This window comes from Streptomyces sp. NPDC051636, assembly GCF_044453765.1.
Lineage (GTDB): Bacteria > Actinomycetota > Actinomycetes > Streptomycetales > Streptomycetaceae > Streptomyces.
Genome location: NZ_JBITDA010000062.1, coordinates 1 through 12,030, shown reverse-complemented (window position 1 = coordinate 12,030; position 12,030 = coordinate 1). Strand labels below are relative to the sequence as shown.

General features: G+C 68.0%; 13 protein-coding genes and 2 pseudogenes. 8 read left to right on the top strand and 7 right to left on the bottom strand.

Annotated features, from left to right (window positions below):
• Positions 1 to 94: 94 nt before the first annotated feature.
• From ACIBBH_RS41775 to ACIBBH_RS41740, 8 genes and pseudogenes are all read left to right on the top strand, one after another.
• Positions 95 to 454: pseudogene (locus ACIBBH_RS41775) on the top strand (threonine/serine dehydratase); the annotation flags it as partial.
• A gap of 279 nt (positions 455 to 733) precedes the next feature.
• Positions 734 to 937, top strand: a pseudogene (locus ACIBBH_RS41770) (transposase); the annotation flags it as partial.
• Between the two features lie 391 nt (positions 938 to 1,328).
• Complete coding sequence (locus ACIBBH_RS41765) at positions 1,329 to 2,231, top strand: hypothetical protein (protein WP_399414137.1); 903 nt, start codon at positions 1,329 to 1,331, stop codon at positions 2,229 to 2,231.
• A 251-nt stretch (positions 2,232 to 2,482) separates the two neighbouring features.
• Complete coding sequence (locus ACIBBH_RS41760; protein WP_399414136.1) at positions 2,483 to 2,977, top strand: hypothetical protein; 495 nt, start codon at positions 2,483 to 2,485, stop codon at positions 2,975 to 2,977.
• A 12-nt stretch (positions 2,978 to 2,989) separates the two neighbouring features.
• Positions 2,990 to 3,784, top strand: a complete 795-nt coding sequence (locus ACIBBH_RS41755; protein WP_399414134.1) for an AAA family ATPase — start codon at positions 2,990 to 2,992, stop codon at positions 3,782 to 3,784.
• A gap of 71 nt (positions 3,785 to 3,855) precedes the next feature.
• Positions 3,856 to 4,119 (top strand): hypothetical protein, encoded by a 264-nt coding sequence (locus ACIBBH_RS41750; protein WP_399414131.1) that lies wholly within the window; start codon positions 3,856 to 3,858, stop codon positions 4,117 to 4,119.
• A gap of 53 nt (positions 4,120 to 4,172) precedes the next feature.
• Positions 4,173 to 4,961 carry an HNH endonuclease gene (locus ACIBBH_RS41745; protein ID WP_399414129.1) on the top strand — a complete coding sequence of 263 codons (789 nt, stop codon included), beginning with the start codon at positions 4,173 to 4,175 and terminating at the stop codon, positions 4,959 to 4,961.
• Positions 4,962 to 5,014: 53 nt separating this feature from the next.
• Positions 5,015 to 5,317, top strand: a complete 303-nt coding sequence (locus tag ACIBBH_RS41740; protein ID WP_399414127.1) for a hypothetical protein — start codon at positions 5,015 to 5,017, stop codon at positions 5,315 to 5,317.
• 111 nt (positions 5,318 to 5,428) lie between these two features.
• Here the strand turns inward: ACIBBH_RS41740 and ACIBBH_RS41735 are convergent, their stop codons facing one another.
• The 7 genes from ACIBBH_RS41735 to ACIBBH_RS41705 all read right to left on the bottom strand — a co-directional run bounded on the left by ACIBBH_RS41735 (position 5,429) and on the right by ACIBBH_RS41705 (position 11,585).
• Entirely contained in the window at positions 5,429 to 5,818 is a 390-nt protein-coding gene (locus ACIBBH_RS41735) for a hypothetical protein (protein ID WP_399414124.1), read from the bottom strand.
• Positions 5,790 to 6,551, bottom strand: coding sequence for a hypothetical protein (locus ACIBBH_RS41730; RefSeq protein WP_399414122.1), 762 nt, complete (start codon positions 6,549 to 6,551; stop codon positions 5,790 to 5,792). Before ACIBBH_RS41730 ends, ACIBBH_RS41735 begins: the two co-directional genes overlap by 29 nt.
• A gap of 49 nt (positions 6,552 to 6,600) precedes the next feature.
• The gene (locus tag ACIBBH_RS41725) at positions 6,601 to 7,209 is read right to left on the bottom strand and encodes a hypothetical protein (RefSeq protein WP_399414120.1); all 609 of its coding nucleotides are present in this window, start codon (positions 7,207 to 7,209) and stop codon (positions 6,601 to 6,603) included.
• 34 nt (positions 7,210 to 7,243) lie between these two features.
• Entirely contained in the window at positions 7,244 to 8,428 is a 1,185-nt protein-coding gene (locus ACIBBH_RS41720; protein WP_399414118.1) for a helix-turn-helix domain-containing protein, read from the bottom strand.
• A 114-nt stretch (positions 8,429 to 8,542) separates the two neighbouring features.
• Positions 8,543 to 8,779, bottom strand: a complete 237-nt coding sequence (locus ACIBBH_RS41715; RefSeq protein WP_399414116.1) for an ATP-binding domain-containing protein — start codon at positions 8,777 to 8,779, stop codon at positions 8,543 to 8,545.
• Positions 8,780 to 8,817: 38 nt separating this feature from the next.
• Positions 8,818 to 8,997: a hypothetical protein gene (locus tag ACIBBH_RS41710; protein ID WP_399414115.1), complete on the bottom strand. Its 180-nt coding sequence runs from the start codon at positions 8,995 to 8,997 to the stop codon at positions 8,818 to 8,820.
• A gap of 254 nt (positions 8,998 to 9,251) precedes the next feature.
• Complete coding sequence (locus ACIBBH_RS41705) at positions 9,252 to 11,585, bottom strand: NACHT domain-containing protein (RefSeq protein WP_399414112.1); 2,334 nt, start codon at positions 11,583 to 11,585, stop codon at positions 9,252 to 9,254.
• Between the last annotated feature and the right edge of the window lie 445 nt (positions 11,586 to 12,030).

Here is a 12,030-nt window from a genome sequence, read left to right as displayed (position 1 = left end):
GCCCCCAGCAGAGCAGTTGACTCCTACCACCGGCCTACGACCAACCCGACCTGCCGTCAAGCCACACCACCACCGGATCTAACGAACTACCGGTATCGATGTCACCCTGGACTCGATCGCCGCCGACTCCCTCGGCGCACGGCGCACCTCCCAGATGGCCCTGCACGCCGCCCGGCAGGACCGAGTCCACTCCGTACTCGTGCCAGACGCCGAGATCATCCGCGCTCGACAGGCATTGTGGGACCACCGCAAGGTGGCGGTCGAGCACGGTGCCGCCACGGCCATGGCCGCGCTCACCTCACCGGACCAGCACGTCCCCGACCGGGACCTGCCGACCCGCCCCGCCGCACCGAGCCGAAGCTACCGGCCCGGCAACGGCGAGAAGGTCTGCGTGGTGCTGTGCGGAGCGAACACGGACCCGTCCGACCTGGTAAGTCGGCCCACCACACACTGATGAGCGGCCCGAGGGGGGTAGGTACCGAGGACGACCACGGCGCGGAGACTGCCGCAAGGCGTTCACACGGCCGGCTTCCGCACCCAACATGCCCCCAACAGGACCAGGAGACAGACCTAACGGAGTCCGCAGGACAGATGCCGCGAGCTGCGACACCGGCTGCATTGTCCTCACCGTCCTGGGCGCAGGCCGTGTCGGTGAGCCTTGCGGTGACAGCGTAGAAGCCACCGAAGGCCTCGACACCGCTCTTCCCTTCCAGCTGGGCGAGCAGCGCCGCCGCTGCCACGCCGTGACGCACATGAAGTGAACCATGCTCGGGCGAAGTTGGCGTTATTCGTGGCTGATGTGTTCGCGTCGGTACCGCGTAAGGATCAGCGGGCGAAGGGTGACTGCTATCTGCGGGGGCTGATGCTGGACGGGCGGCGGAAGTCGATCCAGCCGATGGCGGAGCGGCTGCCGGACGGCAACGAGCAGAACCTGCAGCACAGCCGACGGCCGGGGTGGGGGACACTGTGATGCTGCGGGGCACCCCTGTGCTCTTCATCCGGTTGCGGGTGCCTCGGGACGCGTCGCCAGTCACCGCGCGAGCTACGTTGCGACTCGTGCACGTCGCGTCGAAAGCGTCGGTGACCGTGCTGGCCCGTCGCGTTGGAGTCTCGCTGTCGGTGGGATGCGTGAGACTGTCCACGTGTCCACGATCGTTCTTCTCGTCGCGGTTTCTCCGTGGTTGGGCTGCAAAGCCGGACCGGGACGCGCAGGCAGGCATTGTCGGCCAGGTCGGACAGCTTGCGGCACGGCGAACCGGCGGCGCGCTGCCGGAGCACGGAAGATAAGGCCTGTTCAGCAGCATCGGCCGCACGGCACCATGCTGCGCATGAGCAATCAGCGAGCTGAGATATTCGCCCGGTGTGCGGTGGCGCTGGCCGCGGAGTTGCACGACGCCCGGGACAGCGACAACTCCGAAGTTGGGAAAGACCCTTTCGCAACGTCCGCTCCGATGGATGAGGATCCGTTTGTTTCGTCCACGGGCGGCCCGGAGGGTGTGTTCGAGCAGGCGCTGTCCAACGGGCTGGCCGCGATCGTGGCCCACGAGTGGCCGGGACAGGAAGCGCACAGCAACGGCCACATCCGCTCAGCACGAGAACTTCTCAGAGTGATCATGGAGCACGCGCGTCGGGAACGCCTGCCTGAGCAGGACGCGATCGTCCTCATCCCCGACAAGCACAGGCCGCGTACGACACCCCTGAGCAGCCCGGAATCCCTCACCCAGGAACGCCCCCAAGGCCGCCACACCCCCATCGATGTGAGCACACTCCTGGACGGCATCAACGTCAGCCAACCGGCCCGGCACGCCCGTGGAGCCGGCGGCCTGCAGCGGCGCCACATCGAAGCCCTGCTGGCTCTGGACGGCCACGAGAGCCTGAGGAAGATGGGAGAGCAGCAGCATGACCGGATCCGGGAGCAAGCCTGGAAGGAGGACGCAGTTTCTCAAAAACGGGCTGCCGAGTATCTCGAACGCATCGGCGAGGAGGAGGCCGCGCGGCGTGCGGAGGCAGTAGAGAACCCTAACGCCTGCCACCCAAAGCACAATCCGGACGGCCGCCCCCTCGACACCTGTCCGGTCTGCGAGTACGAGACGTTTTGCGTGGATGGCCTCGCCCCGATCTGGGGTCGCGTCGCCTACGGGCAGTGCCTGGTATGCACCTACACCCGCACTCCCGACACCGCAGAGGACGAAGGCTACGCCGAGCATGTCGCGTGGATCATGGGTGAGTGAACTGCGGTTGAAGGCATCGAAGGGCAGCGGCGGGGCGTCGGGGACGGTGAGACCTGCCTTGTCGGTAGACCGTCGGCGGATGCCTGCGCGACCCACCCGGCCGCGCCGTGGACCTGGCGCACCTCGCTGGGCCCCGACCACAACCACCCGTGGGCCAACAGGGCCGCCGAGTACAAGCGCTGTCTGATTGACGTGAACGGCTTGTTCCGGGCGGCGGCGGGTGCTTCAGTATCTGTTCCGGGGAGGGGTGCGTGCGCTTCATCGTGCTGGAGGCAGGAGAGCGGCCACGCAGTGGTCGCCATACGGACGCTTGCCTCCTGGAGCCGGTCCCCAGAGATGACGACGACTACCTGACGCTGTATCGGCTGTGGTTCAGCGACGGCAGCGGCGCAATCGCGGAGCTGGGACTGGTCAAGATCGGCTACGCCGACCTTGTGCGCAAGCAGAGGCCTCTTCGGAAGGGCGAGTTTGGTCAGCTGGCCGGGCTGGACCGGCGGCTGTACTGGTTCTCTGCGGGGCAGGACACCGCCTACTACGAGAACATCGTCAGGCTCAGTGACTTCGTGCGCAGGGAGATCCTCAAGGGCCTGTGCGACATCGCGTACAGCCCCGCTGTTTTCGAAGACGCCCTCATGTGGGACGTGACGCAGACGTCGCTGCTGCGCAGCGTCGAAAGGCAGACGGTCGAGGTCCAGTTCCGGCGCATCGCCGAGGGCGGCTCCCGGCTGACGGACTACCACTTCTAGTATCTGGCACCCGTGGACACCACGGCACCCGAGCGACGGCTGTCCTTCTCGGTCACACCGCATTCCCAGCCGCCGAACAACATTCATGTGCTGATCGGCCGCAACGGCGTGGGCAAGACGACGCTGCTGGGCAAGATCGCCGAAGCGGTGGTGAACCCGGACGCGCAGGCCGGCGAGGTCGGCGAGATCATCTGGTCCCGCGACAGCAGTGGAGCGTTCACCAACGTCGTGTCCGTCACGTTCAGTGCCTTCGACCCCGCCCAGGAGCGCACCGAGGCACAGGTTGGTGACGACGAGCGCCACCCGGAGCTGAAGGGCTGGGACCCTGACAAGGACCTTCCCGGCGACCAGCCACCCCCGGCGGCCCCCGTCGAACCAACCGTCAGCTACACATACGTAGGCTTGGCCAAAATCGACGCCCTCGGACGTCCCACCAGGGAACGTAAGTCCTACGACGACCTGAGCAAGGAGTTCAGCAAGAGCGTCGAGGAGGTCGCTGCCGCCGGGCGGATCGGCCGCTGGACAGCGGCCCTGGACGTGCTGAGCAGCGATCCGCACTTCTACGAGTCCCCCATCCACCATTTCGCCCGGTCCCTGCAGGACCGCAGGAACTTCCTCGAGCAGGACGGGAAACGGGCGCGTGAAATCTTCTCCCGCCTCAGCGCGGGACACGCCATCGTCCTGCTGACGATCACACGGCTGGTGGAGACCGTGGCCGAACAGTCCCTCGTCCTCATGGACGAGCCCGAAGCCCATCTGCATCCCCCGCTGCTCGCCTCATTGGTGAGGGCCTATCGGAGCTGCTGACCGACCGCAACGGCGTCGCGTTGATCGGCACCCACTCCCCGGTGGTCTTGCAGGAGGTGCCCCGTTCGTGCGTGTGGAAGGTCAGCCGCTGGGACCGCCACCCGCCCCAGCGGCCGGCTCTTGAGACCTACGGTGAGAACGTCGGGGTCCTCACCCACGAAATCTTCGGGCTTGAAGTCAGGCAGTCCGGCTTCCACGCCGAGATCAGCAAGGCCGTCGACGAGCTGGAAACCTACGAGCAGGTACTGGACCGCTTCCGTGGACAGCTCGGCGGAGAAGCGAAGGGGCTGGTCCGGATCCTCCTGGCGTACCGGGCCGCAGACGGGCACCGCTGATGTGGCCTCTCTCCCCGCCGGCGCTCTCGGCCCGGGACAGCTACGACGCATGCGTGCGCGGCACCAGGCACCCGCAGCGACGCAGCCTGTTGCAGGCGGCCGCAGACAGCGTCGAGGCAGCGGGCGAGCGCTTCCGGCAGTCAGCACGGGAAGGCACTCTCCACGACCTGGACCGCTCGCAGTTCACCGTGCCGGGCATCGAGGCCGGGGACGTGGTGCGGTGGGCCTACGAGAACGGCATGGTCAACACCACGGACGGACGAGCCATCTACGACCAGATCATGGCCGCCCCCGCGGACGAGAGATGCCCTCTGTGCGGCCATGGCGTGGTCCGGACACTCGACCACTTTCTCCCCAAGAGAATGTTCCCCGCACTGTGCGTGGACCCCCTGAACCTGGTGCCGGCCTGTGCCGACTGCAATCACGCCAAGGGTGAGGGCATGCCCTCGGGCGCGGAAGCCACTCTGCTGCACCCTTACCTTGACCGTATAGACCACGACCCCTGGCTGGAGGCAAGGATCGCGGACCACAGCCTGGTCCGGCTCGACTTCTTCGTCAGTCCTCCGCCAGCCTGGGACCAGGTCCTCATCGACCGCACCCGCCACCACTTCGCACTCTTCAAGCTGGCCAGGCTCTTCGCCGTGCAAGCCAACCGCACCGTGAGCGGCATCCGCCGGCAGCTCACCGACATACTCGACGCGGGCGGCAAGGACATAGTCCGCGCCTATCTGTCAGCCGAAGCCGACACCCGTCTCGCTCACCGGCTCAACGGCTGGGAAGGAGTGACCTACCGGACCCTCGCACGCGACGACGCCTTCTGCAGCGGCTCGTTCACCTCGTGACTGATCGGCGAACAGAAGCTGGCGGAGGCGGGGCGGGCGAGGCGGACGCTTGCATGCGGGACTGGGATGCCCACACCGTCAAGGTGGAGAAGTCGGCTGTTGCTCTGCCGGAGACGGTCACCGCTTTGCTGGCCCAGCTGGAGGAGGAGATCGAGAAGCTGGCGAAGACCTCACCGCTGGCCGCCCTGCGGGCCGCCCGCCGACTGGAGGTGACCGCCTCTCAGGCCGGGTACTGGCCAGCCCAAGATGCCCGCAGAGACACGACCGCCGGGCAGGCCGCCGCAGCCCTCGGGGTGAACGATGACGTGGTGTGGAAGCTGCTGGCCCGCTTGGGCCGCTGGAGCCCCTACTGCTGAGCGCCTGTCATCGCCCGAAGTGCAGACCTGCGGTGATGAGCGCCCATGACTTCGTCAGCGACGACCACACGGCGATTGGCGGGCACCTGGGCCAACGGGAGAGTAGGCAGTTCAGCGGCGCACAGCACGCTCCTCCACCGAGCGCAGCCGGGTGGCGGGGTCGTCGTAGGGGAGCAGGGAGCGTCCATCGACGAATGGCACGATGACGGGCCACAGGCTGTCGGCGGCGGGGGAGGAGTTCCCCGCGTGGCGTTCGGTTACGGCCGCGGCCGCGCCGGCCAGTAGGTCGGCGAGCTGGATGGAGGGGTGATCGCCGGAGGAGCCGCGGACGACGGCGGCGACGTCAGCGCCCCGTTCACGGGTCAGCAGGGTCATGCCGACGGGGCTGTTGGAGTAGAGCCGGACGGTGCACAGGGCGTCGTCGGTGAGCATGCGCTGCTCGTCGGTGAGCAGGCTGACACGGCCGACGCGGCTACCCCACCGGCGAGCCGTCTGGGCCACCGCGGGTATAAGCATCTCCAGCTGGAAGAAACTCCACTTCCTCATCATGCAGGCCTGCAGCGTAGGGCCGTGTGCCACGCACCCGTGCCAGCAGTTCGGTGACGGCCTTCCGTGTCGAGGCCCCCCAAGCACGATCAACCACAGTGAAGAAGGCCCCCAGCGCCTCCTCCTGCCGACCCACGGCACGCTGAGAGGCCAGCGTCACGAACGCGGACATCAACTCCTCGAACAGAGCGCCGCGCAGAGCCCGGCGTCCCTCAAGCGCAAGTGCGCGCGCCAAAGTACGGGCCTGCCCGCCGGCATACAGGTTCCTGCCCTCGTCGTACTCCTTGTCCTCCAATAGCAGGTCGATCACCTTCGCCGCCGCGGCATACTCCTTGTCGACCACATACACCGAGCACCTTTCTAGAAGCACGCCGCCAGGGCCCCAGAGCTGCTGCAGCAGTGACCGGCGCTCCGGGCGGTCCTTGAACAGGCGGAACTTCAGCTCTCCGGCCTGCCGGATCCGGGCCCGCTCCCGCAGATCCTGCACAAGCGGGGCTGCCTCCGCGTCGTCGACGGCGACGGAAGCGAAGACCATGAAACGGCGCTCGCGGCCGACGAGCTGCTCGCCGTCCCAGCCGGACTCGTCGCAGGCGACCCACCGCCCGTCATCCTCGCCGTCCGCTGTGGACTGAGCCTGGTTCAGCTGGGTGTACTTCTCTCCGGTCAGTGGCACGACGACATTCTCCATCCCATCCCACACAACTCAGCTCTGCGGGCTGCCGTCAGGACGGGGCTTCCTACAACAGCCCCACCTCGGCCTGGACGTGGCCGAAGGCCTGCGCCATGTGGACCAGAGCCCGGCGCAGCAGGTCCTGGCGCTCGGTGCTCTTCATGGCGGGCTCAGCGGTGATCGTGACGGCCATCTCCGTTCGGGGGCTGCGGCTTGTGGGGCCGAGCGGGCTGAAGTCGATGACGGATGCGAGTGTGGGCGTCACGCCGGTGTGGTCGCTGCGTTCGAAGCTCAAGCCCAGCTCGGTGGTGGGCGGGGCCGCCCATCGCCTGCAGGCCGGGTCGCCGAGCACTTCGGGCAGGAGTTCGGCGGCCGTCTCCCAGACATGGAGCAGGATGTCCTGGACCTCCTCGAAGGCCAGCGGTGTACCCCGGTGGCCGCCCAGTGCCTCAGTCCAGGCCGCCGTGTCCTCGATCAGGACGTCCGCGCACGACACGACGGCGGAGTCCATCACCCCAGGTGTCGTGATCATTGCGGCGGCCGCCATGGCCGGCCGGCCGCCGGGGGCGTGGATGACGCTCGTGTAGCTCGCGGCGTGCAGAGAGTTGTCGTGCGGGCCCGCATTCCACCGGGCAGCGGGAAGGCTGCCACCCCGGCGCTGAGACAACATCGTCACCGAACCAGAAAGTGGACTGTACGGAAGCTGCTGCTCAAGGTGCTGGCGCCGGGCCTTGGTGATCTCCAGCGCGGAGGCGTCGGTCCAGGGAAGGGTCACCAGGGCGCGCAACCGCAGCTGCGGCGGTGGTGCCTGGCTCGTCCACCTGAGGGCGGACCGGGTCTGGTCGAGGCTGAAGCGAGCGGCGGGCTGCCACCGCCATCCACCGGTCCCGGCACGCACCAGGCGGCCGGCGCCCCACTTGCCGCCCTCCAGCTGCACGCGCAAGGCGTCGGCCTTCACCACCCACGGATCCCCGGCCCGCGCTCGCCCCCGGCGGTACGGGGTACCCGATCGCCGCGAGCGGATCCCCGCCGATGTCGGCCCGGCCAGCGGCAACGATGGCTTGCCACACGGGCGCGGCGACCACGACCGGCGGACGCGGGGGAGCCACACACAGCACCCACCCCGGCTTCCCATCCACGGCATGGTCGAGATCCTGCAGAGCGGCCGGCCCGTGACGGTAGGCCTCACCGGCCGACTGCCCCAGGCTCGCACCGGCCAGTTCTTCGTACGCCTCGCGCATCTCCCGTTCCCAGTCGGGCAGGCCCTGCCCGATCCGCAGCACGGCCGGCCCCGAGCCCTGGGATCGGGCGACGGCGTCGTGCAGGAGCTGGGACAGCGCCTCGGCGGTGGGCATACCGGAGGCGGCAACACCGGCGGAGAGCAGGCGCTGGATCTCGGTGCGGGGAAGCCAGTGCGTCCCGTCCGCCTCGCGTACGGGCACCGCGACCGTGTCCGTGCGCGGCGTGCCCGGCTTCCCGACCGGCGCCGCCACGACGAACAGGCAGTTCTCCTCCTGGGCGTGGACGTCGATGAACAGCACGCGGGCGCCCTGCTGGTCATCGGACCACTCCACGCTCACCCCGCGCGGGGACGGGGTGATGCGCGCGCGGATCAGCTTGCGGATCTGGTCGCGGTCGACCGAGGCCCGGTCAACCGGGATGATCTGGTCGAGGATCTCCTCGTCGCCCACCAGACGCGTGGCGATGCCCAGGACGAGGACACCACCGCCACCGTTGGCGAACCCACAGATATCCTTGGCGAGTTCCTCCACGGCGCGCGGATCGCGCAGCTCGTACGGCACGGTCTTTGCGTCCAGCCACTGCCCCTCGGGCTGCTCCAACAGCAGGGCAGGCTTCTGCGCGCGCAGCGCAGCCCGGACGGCTTCGAGATCCATCGTCGACACCCTGGAAGTATCCCGGCTCCGCCCGCCCGCACAGAGCTGGACGACTGAATCGCCCATGGCGCTAAGGATGCCGATCCACCGGATGGGCTGCGTTCTACCAGTCAGCTATCGGTCCTGAAGGCCCAGGTGTTCCTGCCGCAGGGCTGTGACGAGGGGTTCCCAGAGACCGTGCACCAGATCGGGAACAACGAGGTGTGCTTTCTTCCTGGCGCGGGTCATCACGACGTACAGCAGCTTGGAGCCGGTTGGGTACGGCTCTGCTTCCGAGCTGTGGAACTCATTGTTTCCGAGGAGCAGGATTGTGGTGTCGGCTTCCCGGCCTTTGGCCTGATGGAGGTTCATGACCTGGATCGGGGCTCGTCGGGCTCTTCCTGCCCCGACTAGATAGCGGCCTGGGCGACGTGGTCCTTCACGATCTTCTTCTTGCCGAACGCCTTCACCTGCGGGGTCGCGGTCCACACGGCGTAGCCGTTGGTGATGACGCCCTTGGACACTCCCTTGACCCCGCTGGAGGTGATGGCGATGGCAGCGTTGAGGTTCTGGATCTTTGCCTGGGCCACCGGCTTCTTGCCCTTGGCCTTGCTCTTGGTGGAGAGCGTGAGCGTGACGGTCTCGGTGGTGACCGGGATGTTGTAAATGCGTTCGGAGACGGAGAACCGCCACCATCGCCCCGTAAATCCCTATGCGTGGCTGCATCAGAAGTGGCACACACCGCAGCACCGCTTCGTCTACCGGACGACGCACCGGTCGGCGCGGATCTGAGCCAGCAGGCGTGGCGGTGGCTAGTTGATCAATCCGCACGGTCGGGACTCGATCACGGGACAGGCGCTGGCGGGACACCGGCGTTGTCGCCTGCGGCTGCTGGGGACGCCTGCCCCGCGTACCCGGCAGCCAGGTGGTCCTGGAACTCGGCGTGCCGGAACTGGTAGATCGGTCCAACGGCCCGCAGCAGGCCCAGGCGATGGGCGTCGTCCAGGAACGCCATCAGCCGACGGGGCAGCTGGCCCCTTTCGGCCAGGCGGCGAGTGGCCGCAAGGTAGGCGAACCACGCCCGGTGCTTTCCGAGCACCAGCCCGTTGACGAAGCCGGATACGGATCCCAGCACGAGGGCGAACATGAGGCCAACCCAGAGTCTTTCTTCGAACGCGCCCTCATACGGGATCCCGCTGTACTCGGTTCCGAACAGCACCCCGGTCGGGACCCCGACAGCAATCCCGGACGTACCGGCACGCAGGAGGTTCAGGGCGCGATCGGCCCGCCAGTTGACCGGTGGAGTACTTGCCCGTTCTTCAGGAGTCGGGGTTTCCGCCCAGGAGACCACCCCTCTCGCGATTCCGACCACAGGACCGGCCCAGAGTCCGACCGTGCCTCCGAGAACAAGGTTGTCGTCAAATCTTTCGCCGGTCGACGTGCTTCCGTCCAAGAGGTAGTCCGCCAGTTCGGTCACGAACGCGATCGTGAACCCGAGCGCGGAGGCGAGAGCGAAACCCCAGGCGATCTCGACTGTGAACCTCCGCAGCAGCATGGCCAGAGGGCTATGGAGGCGGAGGTTGAGGAAGCCCGGTTCCTCCCGCGCCCAGGCGCCGGCCGCGACCGCGGCTGCGGGGCCGACCAGGAGCCCGACGGAGATTCCGATCGGTACCCCCGCGAAGACGACGGCCGACAGACCGTCCTCGAATATCAGTCCTTCCATGGACGCGCCCACCCCGATCAGTCCGGTGAGGAGCACGATCAGGACGGCGAAAGCAAGCGCGGTCAAAGCGCCGAAGGCGACACGAGTGGTAGGGGTGAGAGCGTCGGTGTTGCGGGCCAGTTGCCACCAGGCGAAGTCACGGGTGCCCCTGGTGTCGAGGTAGTGGGCCAGGAAGCCCAGCCAGCGGCGTACCTGGTCGGGGTCGTGGCGAGTGCTCGGGCGGAAGACCTCAGTGGGGTGTTCGCCGGGCGGGCGTGTGGTGATCAGGCTGCCGACGAGGTGGTCGAGCAGGTGGGCGCGCAGGGCTGGGGAGTCGCGGAAGTGGTCGGGGTCCAACAGCGGGGCAGGGTCAGCACCAGGGGTGACGTAGACGGTACGCAGCAGCCACAGCCCCAGCGGGGTGGCAGCCAGGTCAGCCAGTGCCGCGACGGAATGGGCGGGGACGGGCGCGCGAAGATCCTGAAGAATGCGTTCCCAGGCCGGGGCCGGACGGGGCGGCAAGCAGCGTTCGAGATAGTCCGCCGCCACGGTCGGCCTGAGGGGGTCGGGTTCCAACACCAGGGCGGAAGTGAGCACATCTCCGGCTTGCTGGAGGGCGTGGCAGAACTCGGCGGTACGGCTGGTGAGGATGAGCTGGTCGGTCTCGGCCAGGGAACGGTTGAGTGCGGCGATCACCTCAGCCTGGGCAGGCGGGGGCAGTTCGTCCAGGCCGTCCAGGATCGGCAGGATGTGCCCTCGCCTGGCCAGCACCGCGGCCATGTCGGAGCCGAGACCGGGAGCGCGCAGGGCGGGATAGCCGGTGGCCAGTCGGTCGCTGATCCACTCCCGCAGCCTCGGATGACGCCCGGTGTCCCACCCGGCCGCCGAGAACAGCACCGGCACCGGCTCGTCCCCGTGACGTTCCCGGGAAGCCAGTAACTCACGCACCATCTGAACCGCAAGCGTGGTCTTGCCCGCTCCCGGTCCGCCGAGGACCACCAGCCGTCGGCGCTCCATCCGGCGGAACTCTCCCACCAGGCCGCTGATCTCGTTGCTGGACACCGATATCAGTACGCCCGGGGTGAGATTGGCGGGATGGTCCATCAAGTCGGGCCGACGGGCAACCCGCCAGTGCACGGGGATTGGGATCGGATCGTCCAGTGACCGCAGCACCGCCTCGTCCCGCCACTGCTCAGCCACCAAACCGGCCAGCATCTCCTTGGCCCGGTTGATCTCCTCGCCCGTGGCAGCCAGCTGGGGGCCGGTTGTCCGCCGCCACCAGGTCCACAGTCCCACCGCCAGCATTGGGGCTGCCAGCAACGCCGCGACAATCCCGGCCACCACCCCGGCAGCCGCCAAATCCCTGCGGATTCCAGCGACTCCTACCCAGACCAGCAGCCCGGCCAACGCGGTCAGGCCGAGTACGAGCACCACCGTGCGCCACCGCACCCCATCGGCACCCCTGCGCCCCACCATGGCCACAACTCTAGGGAGACCCGGCTGGTGCCGCTCCCGGATCGGGACGATTACCGTAACGATTCTCAGGGGCTATCGGCCGCTCGATGCGACCGGGCGGCCAACCCCACGAACGCGCGCACCGCGGATACCGTCCACTACGGGGACGGCCTGGCCGACCGGCCTCGCGGGCACGCCGACTGGGCGAGGCCAGGCAGTGAAGGGGTCCGGTACTCCGTGCGTAGCGTCCGTGCGGTTTCGGGTGGTCCGGCCCTGGGCCGACAGCGGTCCGCGGCGTTCGACCACGCTGCGGACGAGCTCGATTCCGTCCGATGAGCTTAGTGACTCCAGCAGGCGTGTCAGGTCGGACTGGTGTTCTGTCCACGGAGGTTGGTGACAGCGATCACTGACGTGTGATCTTGAAATAGGTGAGGGCCTTCTGGCTCGGTGTGGATTGCGACATCTG

Excerpts from the sequence above, each read along its gene's own strand:
- ACIBBH_RS41765 (WP_399414137.1), top strand. The coding sequence starts at position 1,329 with ATGAGCAATCAGCGAGCTGAGATATTCGCCCGGTGTGCGGTGGCGCTG.
- ACIBBH_RS41740 (WP_399414127.1), top strand. The coding sequence starts at position 5,015 with ATGCGGGACTGGGATGCCCACACCGTCAAGGTGGAGAAGTCGGCTGTT.
- ACIBBH_RS41730 (WP_399414122.1), bottom strand. The coding sequence starts at position 6,551 with ATGGAGAATGTCGTCGTGCCACTGACCGGAGAGAAGTACACCCAGCTG.
- ACIBBH_RS41720 (WP_399414118.1), bottom strand. The coding sequence starts at position 8,428 with ATGGATCTCGAAGCCGTCCGGGCTGCGCTGCGCGCGCAGAAGCCTGCC.
- ACIBBH_RS41715 (WP_399414116.1), bottom strand. The coding sequence starts at position 8,779 with ATGAACCTCCATCAGGCCAAAGGCCGGGAAGCCGACACCACAATCCTG.
- ACIBBH_RS41705 (WP_399414112.1), bottom strand. The coding sequence starts at position 11,585 with ATGGTGGGGCGCAGGGGTGCCGATGGGGTGCGGTGGCGCACGGTGGTG.